17 protein-coding genes, 1 tRNA gene and 1 pseudogene are annotated in these 18,549 nt (G+C 60.5%); 15 read left to right on the top strand and 4 right to left on the bottom strand.

Annotated elements, in window-relative coordinates; genetic code table 11:
• The first annotated feature begins 3 nt into the window (after positions 1 to 3).
• The gene (locus tag GZH91_RS03295) at positions 4 to 804 is read left to right on the top strand and encodes a hypothetical protein (RefSeq protein ID WP_147070758.1); all 801 of its coding nucleotides are present in this window, start codon (positions 4 to 6) and stop codon (positions 802 to 804) included.
• On the opposite strand, the gene tsaD is transcribed toward GZH91_RS03295, so the two are convergent.
• Complete coding sequence (gene tsaD / locus GZH91_RS03290) at positions 794 to 1,831, bottom strand: tRNA (adenosine(37)-N6)-threonylcarbamoyltransferase complex transferase subunit TsaD (RefSeq protein WP_147070756.1); 1,038 nt, start codon at positions 1,829 to 1,831, stop codon at positions 794 to 796. The genes GZH91_RS03295 and tsaD overlap by 11 nt on opposite strands.
• Positions 1,832 to 1,937: 106 nt before the next feature.
• Between tsaD and rpsU the strand changes: the two genes are divergently transcribed.
• The 5 genes from rpsU to GZH91_RS03265 all read left to right on the top strand — a co-directional run bounded on the left by rpsU (position 1,938) and on the right by GZH91_RS03265 (position 6,533).
• Complete coding sequence (gene rpsU, locus GZH91_RS03285) at positions 1,938 to 2,150, top strand: 30S ribosomal protein S21 (RefSeq protein ID WP_124706067.1); 213 nt, start codon at positions 1,938 to 1,940, stop codon at positions 2,148 to 2,150.
• A 38-nt stretch (positions 2,151 to 2,188) separates the two neighbouring features.
• Entirely contained in the window at positions 2,189 to 2,635 is a 447-nt protein-coding gene (locus GZH91_RS03280; RefSeq protein WP_147070754.1) for a GatB/YqeY domain-containing protein, read from the top strand.
• A gap of 49 nt (positions 2,636 to 2,684) precedes the next feature.
• Positions 2,685 to 4,418 carry a DNA primase gene (gene dnaG, locus GZH91_RS03275; protein ID WP_147070752.1) on the top strand — a complete coding sequence of 578 codons (1,734 nt, stop codon included), beginning with the start codon at positions 2,685 to 2,687 and terminating at the stop codon, positions 4,416 to 4,418.
• A 70-nt stretch (positions 4,419 to 4,488) separates the two neighbouring features.
• Positions 4,489 to 6,375, top strand: coding sequence for an RNA polymerase sigma factor RpoD (rpoD, locus tag GZH91_RS03270; protein ID WP_147070750.1), 1,887 nt, complete (start codon positions 4,489 to 4,491; stop codon positions 6,373 to 6,375).
• 81 nt (positions 6,376 to 6,456) lie between these two features.
• Positions 6,457 to 6,533 (top strand) — tRNA-Ile (locus GZH91_RS03265).
• 497 nt (positions 6,534 to 7,030) lie between these two features.
• Here the strand turns inward: GZH91_RS03265 and GZH91_RS03260 are convergent.
• Entirely contained in the window at positions 7,031 to 7,204 is a 174-nt protein-coding gene (locus GZH91_RS03260; RefSeq protein ID WP_161984162.1) for a hypothetical protein, read from the bottom strand.
• Between the two features lie 131 nt (positions 7,205 to 7,335).
• Here GZH91_RS03260 and GZH91_RS03255 point away from each other — a divergent pair, with 131 nt between their 5' ends.
• The 9 genes and pseudogenes from GZH91_RS03255 to GZH91_RS03215 all read left to right on the top strand — a co-directional run bounded on the left by GZH91_RS03255 (position 7,336) and on the right by GZH91_RS03215 (position 15,750).
• Complete coding sequence (locus GZH91_RS03255) at positions 7,336 to 7,698, top strand: NADH-quinone oxidoreductase subunit A (protein WP_147070727.1); 363 nt, start codon at positions 7,336 to 7,338, stop codon at positions 7,696 to 7,698.
• Between the two features lie 415 nt (positions 7,699 to 8,113).
• A pseudogene (locus tag GZH91_RS18500) lies at positions 8,114 to 8,212 on the top strand (heavy metal-binding domain-containing protein); the annotation flags it as partial.
• The gene (locus GZH91_RS17745; RefSeq protein WP_443098181.1) at positions 8,198 to 9,307 is read left to right on the top strand and encodes an NADH-quinone oxidoreductase subunit D-related protein; all 1,110 of its coding nucleotides are present in this window, start codon (positions 8,198 to 8,200) and stop codon (positions 9,305 to 9,307) included. The pseudogene GZH91_RS18500 and the gene GZH91_RS17745, both read left to right, overlap by 15 nt.
• The gene (locus GZH91_RS03240; protein ID WP_147070725.1) at positions 9,304 to 10,200 is read left to right on the top strand and encodes an NADH-quinone oxidoreductase subunit H; all 897 of its coding nucleotides are present in this window, start codon (positions 9,304 to 9,306) and stop codon (positions 10,198 to 10,200) included. The genes GZH91_RS17745 and GZH91_RS03240 overlap by 4 nt, the downstream gene beginning before the upstream one ends.
• Positions 10,197 to 10,718 (top strand): NADH-quinone oxidoreductase subunit J family protein, encoded by a 522-nt coding sequence (locus GZH91_RS03235; protein WP_198415385.1) that lies wholly within the window; start codon positions 10,197 to 10,199, stop codon positions 10,716 to 10,718. Before GZH91_RS03240 ends, GZH91_RS03235 begins: the two co-directional genes overlap by 4 nt.
• Positions 10,715 to 11,026 carry an NADH-quinone oxidoreductase subunit NuoK gene (gene nuoK, locus GZH91_RS03230; protein WP_147070723.1) on the top strand — a complete coding sequence of 104 codons (312 nt, stop codon included), beginning with the start codon at positions 10,715 to 10,717 and terminating at the stop codon, positions 11,024 to 11,026. The genes GZH91_RS03235 and nuoK overlap by 4 nt, the downstream gene beginning before the upstream one ends.
• On the top strand, positions 11,023 to 12,843 hold the full coding sequence (locus tag GZH91_RS03225; protein WP_147070721.1) for an NADH-quinone oxidoreductase subunit 5 family protein: 1,821 nt from the start codon (positions 11,023 to 11,025) through the stop codon (positions 12,841 to 12,843). The genes nuoK and GZH91_RS03225 overlap by 4 nt, the downstream gene beginning before the upstream one ends.
• A gap of 32 nt (positions 12,844 to 12,875) precedes the next feature.
• The gene (locus tag GZH91_RS03220; RefSeq protein WP_147070719.1) at positions 12,876 to 14,345 is read left to right on the top strand and encodes a complex I subunit 4 family protein; all 1,470 of its coding nucleotides are present in this window, start codon (positions 12,876 to 12,878) and stop codon (positions 14,343 to 14,345) included.
• Positions 14,346 to 14,361: 16 nt separating this feature from the next.
• A complete protein-coding gene (locus GZH91_RS03215) occupies positions 14,362 to 15,750 on the top strand; it encodes an NADH-quinone oxidoreductase subunit N (protein WP_198415384.1) in 1,389 nt (462 codons plus the stop codon).
• Positions 15,751 to 15,948: 198 nt separating this feature from the next.
• On the opposite strand, the gene cydB is transcribed toward GZH91_RS03215, so the two are convergent.
• Both cydB and GZH91_RS03205 read right to left on the bottom strand, forming a co-directional pair.
• Positions 15,949 to 16,977, bottom strand: a complete 1,029-nt coding sequence (gene cydB, locus GZH91_RS03210; protein ID WP_147070718.1) for a cytochrome d ubiquinol oxidase subunit II — start codon at positions 16,975 to 16,977, stop codon at positions 15,949 to 15,951.
• The gene (locus GZH91_RS03205; protein WP_147070716.1) at positions 16,977 to 18,395 is read right to left on the bottom strand and encodes a cytochrome ubiquinol oxidase subunit I; all 1,419 of its coding nucleotides are present in this window, start codon (positions 18,393 to 18,395) and stop codon (positions 16,977 to 16,979) included. The genes cydB and GZH91_RS03205 overlap by 1 nt, the downstream gene beginning before the upstream one ends.
• Positions 18,396 to 18,549 lie beyond the last annotated feature (154 nt).

Here is an 18,549-nt window from a genome sequence, read left to right as displayed (position 1 = left end):
GACATGGCCTGGTTTGAAAAAGAAATCAACTACGCGCGCGAGAGCCTGGCCCAGGTCTCGAAAGACAGCATCGAGTTGGCGGGCGACAAACTGGGCAGCGTGGTCAAGGAAGGCGCAGCCAGCGTCGGTGCGGAATTACGCGACGTGGTCGTGGGCGCCAGCCAGGAAATCGACGCCAAGCTCGACAAGATTTCTGCCGAATTGCACAACCAGCGCCAGTTCACCAAGGACGACGTGCGCGAGCTGGTGGACTATGCTGCTGATCGTCTGGGCGCTGTTCTGGATGAACGCATGGCGGTGGCCAAACGCGAAATTTCTGCGCTGGTACAGGACAAGGTGGAATACTTTAAGCTGGAAGTGGACAGCTTTTTCATCCAGCGCCAGCAGGATTTGTCGCGCGAGCGGCGGCGACTGTTTTTCAATGTGCTCATTGCGGTAAGCGCTTCCATCCTGGTGGGGTTTGTGTCGTGGCTGTACCAGCACTTTGTGGCAGGCAGCATTGATTTGTTTGGCGTGTTCCGCATTGTGTTCGCCGCGCTCACCGGCGGCTATGCGGTGTATTTGGTGGTGCGGCTGGCATTGCGCTGGCGGCGCATGTCAGAGCATCGCAAGGATGTCATGTTCCTCGCCATGCGCTACTGGGGGGTGTTACGCCCGCAGAGCGTGTTTTCCACCCTGTTATTGATCTGCGTGCTGGCGCTGTTGTTCGGCCTGGTTTTGTTCCCGGAGGTGCTGGCGCAACTGCCGGGCGGCAAGCTGTTGCTTGGCTGGGTGCACGGCATGGCACCGCATCTTAAGCCATGACGGTGCCCGGATGATTATGGGGTGCCGGGATTTCCTGCAAGTCCCAGCGTGGCCGTACCGTAAACACCCCTGCGGCACGCCCGCCATGCACCAGGCGCATCGCGCCGGCAAAGGCAATCATCGCGCCGTTATCGGTACAAAACTCCAGGCGCGGGAAAAATACCGCACCGCCCAGTTTGCTAACGCCTGCGTTCAAGGCCTCGCGCAACTGCCGGTTGGCACCCACGCCACCGGCTACCACCAGCCGCCTGGATCGGGTTTGTTTGAGCGCCGCCAGCGATTTGGCCGTCAGCACCTCGGCCATGGCAAGCTGAAACGCAGCAGCGATGTCGGCGCGGTCAGCGGGACCGGGATGTTTTTGCGTGAGTGTGAGCACCGCGGTTTTCAAACCGCTGAAACTGAAATTGAGGTCGCCCGAATGTAACATCGGACGCGGCAGCTTGAAGCGCTGCGGGTCGCCGGTCTGCGCCAGCGTCGATAACGCCGCCCCGCCCGGATAGCCCAAACCAAGCAGTTGTGCGGTCTTGTCGAACGCCTCGCCCGCAGCGTCATCCAGGGTATCGCCCAGCGTGGTGTAACGCCCCACGCTGTCGACCTGCATCAATTGCGTATGCCCGCCCGATACCAGCAGCGCCACAAACGGAAATTGCGGCGGCGTATCGGAAATCAGCGCCGAGAGCAAATGCCCCTCGAGGTGATGTACCCCCAGCACCGGCACCCCCAGCGCCACGCCCAGCGCATGGGCGATGCCGGCACCTACCAGCAGCGCGCCAGCCAGACCGGGACCTTCGGTATAGGCAATCGCGTCAATGTCGGCCAACGTGCACCCTGCCTGTGCCAGTACCTGGCGGGTCAGCGGTAGCGCACGCCGGATATGGTCGCGTGAGGCGAGCTCGGGCACCACACCGCCATATTCGGCGTGCATGGCAACCTGGGAATGAAGTGCGTGCGCCAGTAGTCCGCGCCCGGTGTCGTATAGGGCGATACCGGTTTCGTCGCAGGAAGATTCGATTCCCAGAATAAGCATGGGCAGGAGTTTAATCGCGCCACACGGACAGGGCAATGCATAGCCTTGAAAAAAACGCTTTTTCAGTTATAATTGAGGTTTTTTCCGTCCCTGGAGACAAGATTTCATGCCGAACATTCGCGTCAAGGAAAACGAGCCTTTTGAAGTTGCCATGCGTCGTTTCAAGCGCACTGTTGAGAAAACCGGTCTGTTGACCGAACTGCGCGCACGCGAGTTTTACGAAAAGCCCACTGCCGAGCGCAAGCGCAAGCTGGCCGCCGCAGTCAAGCGTCACTTCAAACGCATCCGCAGCCAGACCCTGCCACCCAAGATGTATTAATCATCAAACCGGGCGCTGTTCCAGCCGGTAATAAGCTTATGAGTCTCAAAGCACGCATCACCGAAGACATGAAAACCGCCATGCGCGCCAAGGATGCGGCACGCCTGGGGGCAATTCGGTTATTGCTCGCCGCGATCAAACAACGCGAGGTGGATGAGCGTATCGAACTGGATGATGCACAAATCATCGCCGTGATCGACAAAATGCTCAAGCAGCGCCGCGATTCGATTACCCAGTTTGAGGCTGCCGGACGCCAGGAGCTGGCGGACATCGAAAAATTCGAAAGCGGCGTGTTGCAAGCTTACATGCCTCAAGCCGCATCCGCTGAAGAAATAGATAGCCTGATCATCCAGGCCATTACGAATACCGGCGCTGCCGGCATCAAGGATATGGGCAAGGTGATGGCGCTTCTAAAAACACAACTCGCCGGGCGCGCAGACATGGCGCAAGTTTCCATCCACATCAAAGCCAAGCTGGCGGGCTGATTGTCCGCCGCGTAGCGGCGTTGTTACGTCACCACCCCGAGGGAACAAGATGATCCCGCAGGATTTTATCCAGACGCTGCTGAACCGCGTGGATATCGTGGAGGTGATAGACCGCCGTGTGCCGCTGAAAAAAGCCGGCGCCAACTATCAGGCGTGTTGCCCGTTTCATAACGAAAAATCCCCTTCTTTCACCGTCTCGCCCACCAAGCAGTTCTATCATTGCTTTGGCTGTGGCGCCCACGGCAGCGCCATTGGTTTTTTGATGGAATACGCCGGGCTGGGCTATGTGGACGCCATCAGGGAACTGGCCGGCCAAATGGGCATAAGCGTGCCGGAGGGGCCTGCCGCCAACCCGGAACGCGCCAGGCAGGCCGCCAGCCTGGTCGAAATCATGCAGCGCGCCGCACAGTTCTATCGCCAGCAACTCAAACAAACACCGCACGCAATTGACTACCTCAAGAAACGCGGCTTGACGGGCGAAATCGCCGCCCGCTTTGGCCTTGGCTATGCCCCAGCCGGCTGGCAGAATCTCGCAGCGGTGTTCGACCAGTATGCCGATCCGGCGCTGGCCGAAGCCGGGCTGGTCATCGTTAACGACGCCGGGCAGCGTTATGACCGTTTTCGCGACCGCATCATGTTCCCGATTGTCGGGCAACGCGGGGATGTCATCGGCTATGGCGGCCGCGTGCTCGACGCAGCTGAACCCAAGTACCTGAATTCACCGGAAACGCCGCTATTCCAGAAAGGTAACGAGCTGTATGGCCTGTTCCAGGCACGCCGCGCAATCCGCGATGCGGGACGCGTGATTGTGGTGGAAGGCTATATGGACGTGGTGGCACTGGCGCAGCATGGGGTGGAGTACGCCGTCGCCACCCTGGGCACCGCCACCACCGCGGCGCACGTGCAAAAACTGCTGCGCCACACTGATGAGCTCGTGTTCTGCTTTGATGGCGACGCCGCCGGACGGCACGCCGCCTGGCGCGCATTGGAAAACAGCCTGGCCATACTGAGCGATGGCAGTCGTGTCGGGTTTTTGTTTCTGGCGCCGGAACACGACCCGGACAGCTATATTCGCGCATTTGGCAAAGGCGCTTTCGAAGCGCTGCTGGGCGGCGAGGTGGTACCGCTATCTGCCTATCTGTTCAAGGAGCTGGCAGCCCAGCATGACCTGGCCAGCAGCGAAGGACGCAGTGCCTTTTTGCAGGCTGCGCACCCCCTGTTAAGCCAGATACGCGCACCCGCCCTGGCACTCCTGCTGCGCAAACGTTGCGCCGAACTGGCAAATCTGCAGCTGTCCGAACTCGACAGCTTGTGGCAGATCAAATCCCGGCAATTCAACCCGGCGCGTGCACCTGTCCGTGCCCCACGCCAGGCACCCGCTTCCATTTGGCACTGGCTGCTGCGTGCGATTCTGTTTATGCCCAGCCTGGCACGGGAACTTGACGCCAGTTTGATTGCCCCAACTGACCCGGATGCAGACGCGCTACGCGCTGTGGTTGAATTGCTGCGCGTTCATCCCAATTTAGGCACTGCGAGCGTGATAGACCATTTTCGCGATAACGCTTTGGCGTCCATCCTGCAGCGCGCCAGCGCGGAAATAATGGGCTGGGCAGCCGATCTCGACATCAGCGCCGAATTTGCTGACGCCTGTTATCAGGCACGCATGCAACTCGACAAACAGCGGGGTGCGCGTGTAACCGACAAGCCCGTCAGCGCACTGAGTGAAACCGAAAAAGCAGCGTTGCGACAATTGGTTAATGCCAGACAGCAGGTGGAAAAATGAGCGATCAGGCTCGAACAAAGGTATAATTGTCAGTTTTTTTGATGCACCAAATTTTACTGGACCAAGACATATGGCAAACGATCACGAAAAAGGCGAGGTGAAAACGGTAGATGTCGAAGCCCGACGCACACGCCTGAAGAATCTGATTGTGCTCGGCAAGGAGCGGGGCTACCTGACCTACGCCGAGATCAACGACCATTTGCCAGATGACATGCTGGATGCCGAACAGATCGAAGGCGTCATCAGCATGATCAATGACATGGGCATCCAGGTCTATGACGAAGCCCCTGATGCCGAGACCCTGTTGATGTCCGACGCCGCCCCGGCAGTCGCCGATGAGGACGTGGTGGCCGAGGCCGAGGCTGCGTTATCTACCGTGGATTCCGAGTTCGGCCGCACCACTGACCCGGTGCGCATGTACATGCGCGAAATGGGCTCGGTGGAACTGCTCACGCGTGAAGGCGAAATCGAAATTGCCAAACGCATTGAAGACGGCTTGAAACACATGATTCAGGCCATCTCCGCCTGTCCCACCACGATTCAGGAAATCCTGACACTGGTGGACAAGGTTGAGCGTGAGGAAATTCGCATTGACGATTTCGTGGATGGTGTCGTAGCAGAAGAACTCGAAGCGATCGCCAGCGAGCCCGAGGTTGACATCAGCGAACTCGAAGAAGAGCTCGACGAAGATGCCGAGGAAGATGACGGTAGCGCGCTGGCTGCAGCCAATCTCGCTCAGCTCAAGATCGACGCCATGGCGCACTTTGAAGTCATCCGCAAGGTATTCAAGCGGATACAGGCCACGTTGAAGAAAAACGGCTTCGGCAGCCCGCAGTATCTGCAACTGCAGGAAGAGCTCTCCGCTGAGCTAATGAATATCCGCTTTTCTGCCAAGCAAGTCGAGGCGCTATGCGAAGGCTTGCGCAATCTGGTGGAAGAAGTCCGCAGCCACGAGCGTGACATCATGGAATTCGCGGTGAACAAATCAGGTATGCCCCGCGCCCACTTCATCAAGGTGTTTCCAGGCAACGAAAGCAATCTGGACTGGGTTACCAAGGAAATCAATTCGAAAAAGGCCTACTCAGAGGATTTGACACGCTACCAGCACACTATCGTCGAACGTCAGCAACGCCTGATTGCCCTGCAGGAAAAAGTGGGCATCCCGATCAAGGACTTGAAGGAAATCAATCGCCAGATGTCCACTGGCGAAGCGCGCGCGCGCCGCGCCAAACGTGAAATGATCGAGGCCAACCTGCGCCTGGTGATTTCCATTGCAAAAAAATACACCAACCGTGGCCTGCAATTCCTCGACCTGATCCAGGAAGGCAACATCGGCCTGATGAAAGCCGTGGACAAATTCGAATACCGGCGCGGCTACAAGTTCTCGACCTACGCCACCTGGTGGATCCGTCAGGCCATCACCCGCTCCATCGCGGATCAGGCACGCACCATTCGTATTCCGGTGCACATGATCGAGACCATCAACAAGATGAACCGTATCTCGCGTCAGATTCTTCAGGAAACCGGCAAGGAACCCGACCCGGAATTGCTGGCCGAAAAAATGGAAATGACCGAGGAGAAAATCCGCAAGATACTCAAAATCTCCAAAGAGCCTATTTCCATGGAAACCCCTATCGGCGACGACGAGGATTCCCATCTGGGCGATTTCATAGAAGACACCGCCACGCTGGCGCCGATAGACGCCGCCGTTTACGGCAGCCTGCAGGAAGTGACCAAGGATATTCTCGATGGCCTGACGCAACGCGAAGCCAAAGTGCTGCGCATGCGTTTCGGCATCGAGATGAATACCGACCACACCCTGGAGGAAGTCGGCAAACAGTTCGACGTAACCCGTGAGCGTATCCGCCAGATCGAAGCCAAAGCGCTGCGCAAACTGCGCCACCCATCGCGCTCTGACCGTCTCAAGAGCTTCATCGACAACAGCGGCAATTCCTGAACGTCCGCAACACCGGGGCCGCCTCGGCGCCTTGTGGCGTAGCGCAGCATTGCAGCCGATGGTATAGTTCGCCTCGTTTTCGGGTCTGTAGCTCAGATGGTTAGAGCAGGGGACTCATAATCCCTTGGTCCACGGTTCAAGTCCGTGCAGACCCACCATAAATAGCGGTTTTGCGAGTGCAAAACCATGTTGATCCCCCTTAAAGGTTCAACGAAAGTTCAACGCAGCCAGCGGATTCAAAGTTTTAGATTCCTGAAGCTGCTCTGGTGCCTAGCGTGCGTATTTCATAGCCATCGTTAGGCTTTATCACAGTGTTTTCTGTGGTGTTCATGTATTTCCGGTTCGAGCTCAGACGCAATAGGCACAGATCTGACTTTATCAGCTCATTGAATACTGCTCTCAAGCAAGCCAATTCATGATTCATAGTATTGGCCGTGACTCCGCTTCTATTCGTGCTGCCCGGTGATGTGCAAACAGGTCGGCGCTGCAAACCTCAGCGCGAGGATTGCCCATAGCCACACACAAGGCCAGCAATTTGTGATGTCCACCTGCCCCATCCCTGAGCCAGGGTGCCGATACCGGTGCCTTGCTCCACGTTACACACGGGCAGAGACCTACTTCGCCATCCACGCCAAGTCCTATACAAACAGCGCCGCTATTTCAACCTAGAAACCGCAGTGGGACGCGCCCGATGGTGCGTCTGGGCGTGTGGCTGCCGCAAAGCAACGAGGCGCGACAAAGGCAGGCGCGCGACCGGACGTACCGGCGGGTGCGTAGCGATGTCACCCAGAAGGTGAATGCGAACGAAGGCGGAATACTCAGTATTCATGCGGCTCTCATGAGGGAAATGAGCGGTCAACTACGGTTTTTAGGTTCAAACCGGTGGACAAACCGGGCTGCGTTCAATACGATCCAGCCATCGGGCTGACCAGCAACTTCGATAATTTAACGAGGGGTGAAATGGGTACATTGCAACAGTACGGCTTGCTGCTGGGCCTAACCAGCGGTGTGATCGGACTGGTTCTGTGCCTCTTTGCCCTGACCCGCGCTATTGGCCGCACGCAACAGGAACCGGGCAAGAACGTACCTGCCACGGCAGGCAAACTTTCGAGAAATCCTGTCTGGGTGCGCTACCACGCACGTTATTATGGCTATACACTGCTGTTCCTGGCCTTCGACATGGAAATGGCCTACATGTACCCGTGGGCGGTGGTATACAGGCAGGAAGGACTGGTCGCCCTGCTGGATATGGGCGTTTTCCTGGCCATCCTCTTTCTCGGCCTGCTGTACGGCTGGAGTCAGGGTGCACTGCGCAGGCAATAAGATGATTTCCGGCGCCCGGCGGGGTAAACCAACATGGCTGCACCGCCTGGTGGCCACGGGCATGGCGCGGGATTTGCGCGCACTCGTTGTGCCGGGGTTGGAAGTGGCACACGCCAGAGGCCTGGATCCCGGTGCAGCCGGTCTGCGGATCGTCGTCACACCGCGTCATGCCAATATATTGCTGCTGGTCGGCCCCGTCCCCCCTGAACTGGGAGCCGCCGCGGCCGTTCTGTACGCACAGATGATGCGTCCGCGCGCGATCTTTGCGCTGGGCTGCGGTGAACTCGCGTCTCTGCCCAAAGCCGACTTGACCGCAGCGCCGACTCAGCAGCATCTTCTCAATGGTGTGGCCCAGCTACGAAAGCTGCTGGCTCAGGGTGCCTTCCAGGCCGATCCCGCCGATTTCAATGCGCCGATGCTGGAAGCCCGCATCGAGTACACCTGCCCCATGCACCCGGAGGTTGTGCAGGACATGCCGGGTTCCTGTCCCAAGTGTGGCATGGCCCTGGTCCCCCGTGAAAGCGTACCGGCCGGCGATTCTGGCCATGATCATGTGGGCATGGATCATGCGGATAGGGATCACAGCGAGATGGGGTTCATGTCCATGGTCGAAGTCACGAAGGATCTGCCACGCAGTCCGGATGGCCTGCCGATGGACTGGATCGAGGTGCCGTTCGGCCCCTTGTTCCCCGGCCTGCCTGGTGGCCTGCTGCTGACCCTGACGCTCGACGGGGACGCCGTCGCGAAGGCGCATGCACAGTCGCTGGTCGGTGGGGCAGGGTCGCTGCCGGCAACCGGGATGGAGGCAACCCGCTTCGTTGACCACCTTGGCGCGATGGATCCCCTCACGCCAGTGGCCTACCGCCTGCTCGCCTGCCGCGCGCTGGAGGCCGCAACCGGACGCACGCCCGACCAGGAAATACTGCGCGGACGCGTCGTGGCGCTGGAGCGCGAGCGCATCGCCAGCCATCTGGGCTGGCTGGCGCAACTGGGCCGCCAGACCGGTTTTGCGTGGCTCGAACGGCACGCGGCCCGGATGCAGCTGGAATGCCTGCGGGCCGATCTGCCCGGGATCATGCGCCTGCGCCCGGCCGTGCATGCACTGGCGGGCCGGCTGGCACGCACCCCACTGCTGCGCTCCCGGCTTTCCGGAATCGGCCCCGTTGCGTCGGCCCCTGGCCTGCGGGGACCGGTGGCGCGGGCTGCGGGCATGTGGTCCGATGCACGCACTACCGATGAAACCTATAACGCGCTGTCATTCCGGGTGATGCGCCGGAAAGGCGGGGATGCCCTCGACCGTCTGCGCATCCGGCTGGAGGAAATGCGGCAAAGTCTCGCGCTCATCCAGTCGGCGGGCGTATTGAAGGAACCAGCGTCTGTCGATAGCGGGGCAGCTTCGGGTGAAGGGCAGGCCACGGTGGAAACACCACGCGGCGAAGCGCGTCTGAACCTGATCCTGGACAGCGGCCGGGTGATTCAGGCGCGCCTGGATACCCCCTCCACGTTTCACATGAGCCTGCTGCCGGACCTGCTGGCCCAACAGGAGCTGGGCGATGCGCTGACGACAGTCTGTTCCCTGGATCTGTCGCCCTGGGAGGTCGTGGCATGAACACCCTGATAGTCGTGTCGTTTCTATTGGCGGGTGCATACCTGGTCGCGGTCCTGGAGGCCTGGCTTGCGAGTGGTCGTTTCCGGCTGGCAGCCCCGGCATGGGCAGCCATGGCACTGCTGGGCCGGGAATCCATCGTACCCCGGACACCGGACAGGCTCTTCTTCGAAACCGCACCGGTCCTGCTGCTCGTCGCCGCGCTGCTGGCCGCCGCCGTGCTGCCACTGAGCCCGCAGCTGGTCATTACCGATCTGGCTACCGGCGCCCTGTTCGTCAACGCGGCGCTGGCCTATGTGCTGGTAGCGCTGTTGATGGCAGGGTGGGGGGTGGACGGTGCCTACGCACTGGTGGGCGGCTGGCGGTTCCTGGGACAGGTGATCGCCTACTCCATGCTCATCGTCATGCCCATCACGGCGGTCGCCATGCGCGCCGAGTCACTGCTCACCACGGATATCGTCGACTCGCAGGGCGCGGTATGGAACATCGTCTATCAGCCGCTGGGTTTCGTGCTGTTCTTCATCGCCGCCCTGGCCGTGTCCTTTCTGCCACCTTTCGACCTGCCCACCGCGGGCGGGGAGCTGGCGGGCGGCGTGGAGGCCGAATACACCGGCGCGCGCCTGGCCGTGTTCCGGCTGGCCAGGATGGTGCTGGTCGTGTCGCTGGCGGCGGCCACGACGGTATTCTACCTGGGCGGCTGGCTGGGCCCGGCACTGCCGCCCTGGGTGTGGAGCGCCATCAAGATCCTCGCCGTCAGCGCCGCCATGCTGCTGACCGGGCATTATCTGCCGCGCATTCGTGAGGCGCATCTGCTGGCCTGGAGCTGGAAACTGGGCATCCCGCTGGCTCTGCTCAACCTCTTTATCGTCGGCGTTTTGGTACTGATATGGCCATGATCACTCTGCAGACGCTGTTCATTGCTTTTTTCGGTATCGCCTCCGTCGCGTTCGGCGTATCCGTCTTTCGCACCTCTTCGATGATGCGCTCGGCCCTGGCGCTGCTGTTCTCGCAGACCGCCCTCGGCGCCATGTTCCTGGCCATGCAGGCGGAGTTTCTCGGCGTCCTGCAGATCATGATGATGGCCACGGAGATGAGCATCATGGCCATCTTCATGGTGATGTTCATGATGGATCCGGGCGGACTCGGTGAAATGGAAATGACTCACCAGAAGCAACTGTCCATCCTGGCCGGCGTGGCGGGTGCGCTGGTCACGGCCGGCATCGCCCTGTTCACGCACTGGGGCGCGGATGGCGTTGCAGCCCCGGCGGCGGCGGAACAGACGCGCGCGCTGGGTATGGAACTGCTCGGCCGATCGATGCTCATCTTCGAGACCGCCGGTGTCACCATCCTGACCGCGATGATCGCTGCCACTGCGGTGGCGATGCCGGCCCTGCAACGGAAGAAAACGTCATGAGTCTGGACCTGCTGCTGGCCCTGTTCATCGGCGCCGCGCTGTTTGGTGTGGGGATCTATGGTGCCTTGTCGCAGACCAATCTGGTCATGATCATGATGGGCGTGGAGCTGATTTTGGCCGGCGCCCTGGTTAACCTGGTCGCCTTCTGGCGCTTTTTGCACCCGGATAGCTATGCTGGCCAAATGTTCGTGCTCATTGTCATGACGGTGATGGCACTGGAAATGGCAGTCGGTTTCGGGGTGGCGATCGCGCGTTTTCGCACTAAGGGGTCTGTGGAAATGGAAGAAGCTCAGGAGCTGAAAGGATGAGCTTCCTTGCCCTTGTCGTGCTCGCGCCGCTCGCGGCGGCAGCTCTGATCCCGTTGGTGCGTCGCGCACCCGCTGCATTCGCCCTGGCGGGTGCGGGAATTGGTTTGGTTGCGAGCCTGTGGCTGCTGGCCGATGCCTTCGACGGCGTGCACCACACGCTGATCCTGCCCGGCCTGCCGGACATGCCCTTGCGCCTGATTTCCGAACCCCTGAATGCGCTCCTGTCCGTAATGGTCGCCGTCGTGGGCGCCTTCGTACTGGTCTATGCCGTCGGCTATATGAAAGAGGATCCGGACAAGCCCCGTTTCTTTGCCACCCTGTCGTTTTTCATTGCCGCCATGCAGACGTTGGTGCTGGCCGGCGATTGGGTGTTGTTGCTGGCGGCCTGGGAACTCATCGGGCTGAGCAGTTATCTGCTGATCGGCTTCTGGTACCAGCGCCCCGGCGTATGGGCGGCCGCCACCCGCGCCTTTCTCTATACGCGAACGGCCGACCTGGGTCTCTACACGGCGGTTTTCATCCTGATCGCCGCGACCGGCAGCAGCGAAATTGCCGCCGCCCTGCACACGGGCGGCGCTGCCGCCTTCGCCGCAGGGCTCCTGCTGCTGGTCGCCGCCATGGGCAAGTCGGCACAGACACCGCTGCACGACTGGCTGCTGGGTGCGATGGCCGGTCCCACACCGGTCTCGGCCCTGCTGCACTCGGCCACGCTGGTGGCGGCCGGGGCCATCCTGCTGATCCGTACCTCGCCGCTGCTGCCGTCCGATGCCCTGCTCGCCGTTGGCCTGGTCGGCGGTGTGACCACGGTCGTCACGGGCCTCATCGCCTTGGGCGAGAAGGACCTCAAGCGCCTGTTGGCGGCTTCGACCTCCAGCCAATATGGCCTCATGCTGGTAGCGGTGGGCGCCGGTGTACCCCTGGCGGCGCTGCTGCACCTGATCGCGCATGCGGCCATCAAGAGTTCGCTGTTTCTCGGCGCAGGCGTGTTTCAGCACAGCCGCGAGTCCACACGACTGACGGACCTGCATGGTGCCGGGCATGACCGGCCGCGCATCTTCGCCGGCTTTGCGCTGGCAGCGTTGGCGCTGGCCGGCATCCCGCCTTTGAGTGGTTTCTTTTCCAAGGATGCTGTCATTGCTGCAGCCCTGTCTTCGGAACATGCCGCCCTGCTCGGTTCACTCGCCCTGGCTGGGACGCTGCTGACGGGGGCCTACATGGCTCGGGCGCTGCGCATCCTGTGGCGCGGCGAGCGCCAGAAGCGGCCGGTGGCTGGGCTGGCCTGGATGGGCGCGGGACTCGCCGGTCTGGCCAGCCTGGCCGTCATCCTGGGACGCGCCTTTCCGTCTATCGAGGGGGTGCTGGTCAGCCACCTGCCTGAAAGCACCGTGGCGCAGATTGCAGGACTGGGGGCGGCGCTAACCGGCCTGGTGCTGGGCTGGTTTGCCGGTGGCCAGCGCCTGCTGGGGCCTCTCCTGACCTGGGCACAGCAAGGCTTTGCCATCGCAGGCGGCATGGATGCCTGGGTCGTGCGCCCTGCCCTGGCCCTGGCACAGGCCTGCGAGCAACTCGAAAGCAGGCTCTATAGGGCGATCCTCGCAATGGGTCGGCTCGGCCTCGCCATTGGCCGGGTGGTACGCAAGAGCGACGAACGCGGGGTCGATGGACTGATTTTCGCCCTGGTGCGCGGCAGTTTGGCGTTGGGCGCCCAGGTGCGCACGCTGCAAAGCGGTCTGATCCACCGCGAGCTGGCCATGAGCGTGGTGGGTGCGGCCCTTATCCTGGCGGCCCTGATGGCCAGCCTGCTGGCTTTAACATGATCATTCAGAATATTTGAAGAGGAGAATCCGGCGTGTTTCCCATTGTGTCGACGACCCTGTTTCTGCCTCTGCTGGGGGCGCTGTCTGTCATGGCCCTGCGCCGGACACCGGCCTCTGTTGTGCACGGCATAGGCATCCTCACCAGCGCACTGGTGCTGGCCGGCGCGCTGTGGATGTGGTCGCGGGGTGTGGATTCAGGGGGGTTCTCGCAGGTGGAGCAGTTCGACTGGATACCGACCATCGGCGCCAGCTATCGGGTGGGGGTGGATGGCATCAGCCTGTCCCTGGTGTTGCTGACCGCGTTCCTGTTCTTTCTGACCTTCATCTTTTCGGCCAACGTGAGGGAGCGCCCCCACGCCTACGTGATCCTGATGCTGCTGCTGGAGACGGCCTCGATCGGCACCTTCACGGCACTCGACGCACTGCTGTTCTACGTCTTTTTCGAAGTGTCGCTGGTTTCCATGTACTTCATGATCGCCGGCTGGGGTCATGAGGACAGACAGCGTGCGGCGCTGATGTTCTTCCTCTATACCCTGCTGGGCAGCCTGCCGCTGCTGCTCGCCATTCTCGGCCTTTACCTGGGCAGTGATCCGCATACCTTTGACATGCGCGCCTGGATCGCCAGTCCACCGTTGACCGGCACGGCGGCCATGCTGACGCTGGTCGCGATGCTGTTTACCTTCGCGGTGAAGACGCCGGTCTTCCCCCTGCATACCTGGCTGCCGGCTGCCCACGTCCAGGCGCCGACCGCCGGCAGCGTCATCCTCGCCGGCGTCATGCTCAAGTTCGGCGCCTACGGCCTGGTGCGCTTCGCCCTGCAGATGACACCCGATGCCTTTCGCCAAGCCGGCGTTGTGGTCCTTGTTTTCGGCGTATTCAGTGCACTATATGGCGCCTTTGCAGCGCTGGCACAGAGCGATCTGAAGCGCATGGTCGCCTATACTTCAGTCAACCACATGGGCTATGTCATTGTCGGCGTCGCTATCGCTGCGCTGACCACCCAGCCTGCTATACGCGCTATGGCGCTGGATGGTTCGGTTCTGCAGATGGTCAGCCATGGTCTGGTCACAGGCGCGCTGTTCTTCCTGATCGGCATGCTGAATGATCGTGCGCACACGCGCGAGATGGACAGTTTCGGCGGCCTGCTGAAGTTTGTACCGCTGCTCGGCTGGTCATTTGTACTGGCAGCATTCGCCTCACTCGGCCTGCCGGGGCTTGCCCATTTTCCGGCCGAGTTCCAGATCTTCCTCGCCACACTGCGCGAGGAACCGGTGGCGCTCATTGTGATTCTCGGCATTGTGATTACGGCTGGCCTGTACCTGCGCGCCATCGGCAAAGTATTTTTCGGCGCACCCCGCGAACAGTGGGCGGGCATGCCTGATCTGAACGCGCGTGAAGTTCTGACGCTGGCGCCGCTCCTGGTGCTGATCATCAGCATAGGCATTGCACCATCATGGCTACTGGGCACGATTCACCAGACCACTGCGGCCCTGCATTTTTGATGGGTACACGACTGGCATGACTCAGATGGCGCACGACCTGCCGTACCTGATCCCCGAGATGGTGGTGCTGATCGCCGGTGCCGGTGCCTTGGTGTTCGAGATGTTGCGCCTGTCGCGCGCTGCGCTGGCTTTTGCCGCTGGCGGGCTATTGCTCGCTACGGGCTTGACCCTTCCGTTGCTGGGTGTGGATACCGAGGTATTCGGAGGCACCTTCCGCATCGATACGCTGAGTATTTGGGCCAAGCTGATTCTACTGCCAGCCACCGTGCTGTCGCTGTTGTTGGCGCGCGCCGAACTCGCCGGCAGCGATCGGGAAGGTACCGTCTACAGCCTGCTCTGCTTCGTCACGTTTGGCGCGCTGGTACTGGCCGGGAGTGGCGACACCATGTTTTTGGTGCTGGGTGTGCTGTTGTCCTCGCTCGGAGCTTTCGCACTGGTCGCGCACCCTCGAAACGACGCCGCGACCGAGGCCGCCATGAAGTTTTTCGTATTCGCTTCGGTGACGGGTGGCGTGATGATTTTCGGCCTCTCCTACTGGTTCGGCGGAACCGGATCCACGCTGTTCACTGATCTGGTGCATCTCGACAAGACACCGCTCGCCGCAACGATCGGCCTGGCCGCCGTGATTACCGGCCTGGGTTATAAGGCGTCACTGGCACCATTCCATTTCTGGGCCCCCGATGCCTACGAAGGTGCCCCTATATCGGTCGCCGCGTATCTCTCTGTGGTGCCGAAGATCGGTGCAATTTTTGCCCTGGCCCAGGTTGCCCGCGACCTGCCCACGACCACCGGCTGGCCGTTTGTAGTCGCATCCGTGGCCGTGCTGACCATGTCCTGGGGTTATCTCGCTGCCCTGGTGCAGGAAAACGTCGTGAGACTCCTGGCCTATTCATCGATTGCCCAGGCGGGCTATTTCCTGCTTGGCATCGCCGCGGCAGGGGCAAGCTCCCTTGCGCTTGCGTCCCTTGTCGTGTTCGCTGCCGCCTACGCAGCCATGAACCTTGGGGCGTTCGCCATCATCCAGTGCACGGGCCGTACGCTTGATGCATTTACGGGCATGGGGCGTACCAGGCCGGTCACCGGCATCGCGATGACGATATTTCTCATGTCACTCGTCGGCATCCCGCCGCTTGCAGGATTTTCTGGAAAATTCCTGCTGTTTGGTGCCGCCATTGACGCACATTTCACCTGGCTCGCCTTCGTGGCTATCCTCAACAGCGTTCTGTCGCTGGCGGTGTACCTGCGGATTATCGTGCCCATGTTCCGTCCGCGCGATGAGGGTGGCGAGACCGTCGTGCAGCTGCACGGACACATGCTCCTGATCAGAACGGTCTGGCTCATTGCCTTGATCGTTTCTCTTGGCCTTGGCTTGGCGGCACAGCTGCTACTCGGAGCCATCGATTAACCCATTCATAAGCTTGATTTTGAATGGTGATGAGGTTGTTAGTGGCACCTGGGGTTTGTGAGCGGCCAATGACACATTGTGAGCAGTCTGTCGCTTTGCTGAAATGGGGCGCCGGGCGGCGCGCTGGTCACCGCGAAAAAGCCGTGCGCGTGCCGCAGAACCTTAGCGTGCTTTATTTTCCGCTTTCCGAGACCACCCTTAATACGTATGCGTGTTATCCGGATCGACCTTGCCGCGGAACACCACGTACTGGTAAATATTGTAAGTAATCATCACCGGGATCAGCATACCGATGCCGACCAGCATGAACACCAGCGTGTTGTTCGATGCTGCCGCCTGATCGATGGTGATGTAGCCGGGAATGATGTAGGGAAACCAGGTCGCCGCCAGCCCGGCAAAGGAAAACAGGAAGATCAGTGTGGTCCATACAAACGGCGCCACCTCGGAACGGTTTTTGAGCGCGCGCAGCAGCATGACCAGACTGAAAAGCGCGGCCAGCGGCAGCAGCGCAAAGTAATACACGTTGGGAACGCTGAGCCAGCGCGCAAAAATGGCCGGGAATTGCAGCGGTGTCCACACCGTGACCACGGCAGCAGCCACCATCATGGTCAGTGCCAGCCACTGGCCGCGGGCAAAGCAGGCGTCCTGCATCATGCCGCGCGATTTCATGATCAGGTAGGTCGAGCCCAGCATGGCGTAACCGGCCACGACACCGATGGCGACAAATACGCTGAATGGCGACAGCCAGTCCATCGTACCGCCCGCATAGACACCGTTGACCACTTGCACGCCATTCAACAGCCCGCCCAGAGTAAAACCCTGCGCCAGGGCGGCAATCAGACTGCCCAGCCCGAATGTGAAACTCCAGATGGGTTTGTTGGTAGACAATTCGTGGAATTCAAACGACACGCCGCGCAGCATGAAGCCAAGCAGCATGACGATGACCGGAATGTACAGCCCGTGCAACACGGTGCCGTACACCAGTGGAAATGCGCCGAACAGCGTGCCGCCGATGACCACCAGCCAGGTTTCGTTGGCGTCCCAGATGCTGCCCAAACTGGACATCATGGCCGCGCGACGCGGCTCGTCGCCGACAAACAACGAGAGCACACCGACGCCGAGATCGAAGCCATCGAGCACCACATAAATCACCATGAACAGCCCGATGATGAGGAACCAGATGGTCGCCAGCAGGTGGTGCGTAGAATCTAGCGCGATAACATCCATCAATGACCTCCTCCAACAACAACGGGCTGGGTCACAATATCGGCGTGCCGGGCAGGTTGATGCGGCGGATCTTCAAACACCGGCCCTTTACGCAGGACGCCGCGCATGAAGACCAGCGCCGCGATGCCGATGGCGCTATAAAACACCACGAAAGACAGCAATGACCACTGCAATACCGCCACGGAAATTTTGCTGACGCCTTGTGCGGTGCGCATCATGCCGTACACGATCCACGGCTGCCGCCCCACCTCGCGTACCAGCCAGCCCGCTTCGATGGCGATATACGCCGCCGGGATGGCCAGCATCCAGCCACGCAACAGCCATTTATTCTGCCCCACGCTGGCGGGCTGCATACGCTCGCGTCGACGCCACAGCAGCCACAGCGTCGTCAACGCCATGAAGGCGATGAACCCCCCTGCCGCGACCATCACGCGAAAACCGTAAAACGGGATCAGCACCGGCGGCTGGTCGGCGGGTTTGAAGTCGGTCAACCCCTGCACTGTGCCGTTCAGCGAATGGGTGACAATCAGGCTGGTGACGTCCGGAACGGTGATTTCCCAGTCGTTCTTTTGCGCCGCCGGGTTGGGTGCAGCGAGGATTGCCCAGGGCGCGCCCTCGCCCGGCTTGTTGGTGTGCCACAGCGATTCGATTGCCGCCAGTTTGGCCGGTTGCGTCTGCGCCAGCGCGGCACCGGCCGAGTCGCCAATCAGGATTTGCAGGGGTGCCACCAGTACCAGTGACAGCACTGACCATTTGAATGCGGGTAAAAAGAAATCCCTGTGGCGGTTGTTCAGCAGGTAGTAGGCACTCACGCCAGCGGTCACCACCAGGGAGATTTCAAGACAGGCCATGAACATGTGCCCGAAGCCGTGCGCCAGATCCGGATTGAATATCGCGTCGAAGTAGCTGGTGATGGCAAGCTTGCCATTCTGCATTTCGACCCCGCTGGGAGTCTGCATCCACGAATTGGCGACCATGATCCAGAACGCCGACAGCGTGCTGCCGAACGCCACCATGCCGGTGGCAAACAGGTGCATGCCGGCACTTACACGCTTCCAGCCGAACAACATGATGCCAAGGAAACCGGCCTCCAGCATGAACGCCATGGCGGTTTCAAAACCCAGAATATTGCCGAAAAAGTCGCCGCTGGCGATGGAGAATGGCCCCCAGTTGGTACCGAAGGAAAACTCCATCGGCAAGCCGCTGATCACGCCGACACCGAAGTTGATGAGGAAAATTTTGGTCCAGAAGCGTGCCTGGTGGTAATAAACGACTTTCCCGGTTTTGACCCAGGCGGCCTCAAGACCAAACAGAATCAGGGCAAGGCCGATGGTCAATGGCGGCCAGAGGATATGAAACAGGGCAATGAAACCGAATTGCGCGCGGGACAGAAACTCCGGGTTGTGCAGAAGATCCATGTTGTAACTCCTCAACCAGCAGACGACACATCGGACAGCTTGATTCAAATCGGATCCAGTATATCAGCGTATTGGAATCTACTGATTTAGAAATTATCAACCAATAATTGCGAGGCCTCGAATCGTTCACTTTCTCCGGTGGTTTTTTAGCCAT

Source organism: Sulfuriferula plumbiphila (genome assembly GCF_009938015.1).
Classification (GTDB): Bacteria; Pseudomonadota; Gammaproteobacteria; order Burkholderiales; family Sulfuriferulaceae; genus Sulfuriferula; species Sulfuriferula plumbiphila.
Note: the sequence above shows the minus strand (reverse complement) of the source record. Positions and strands in the feature narration are given on the sequence as shown.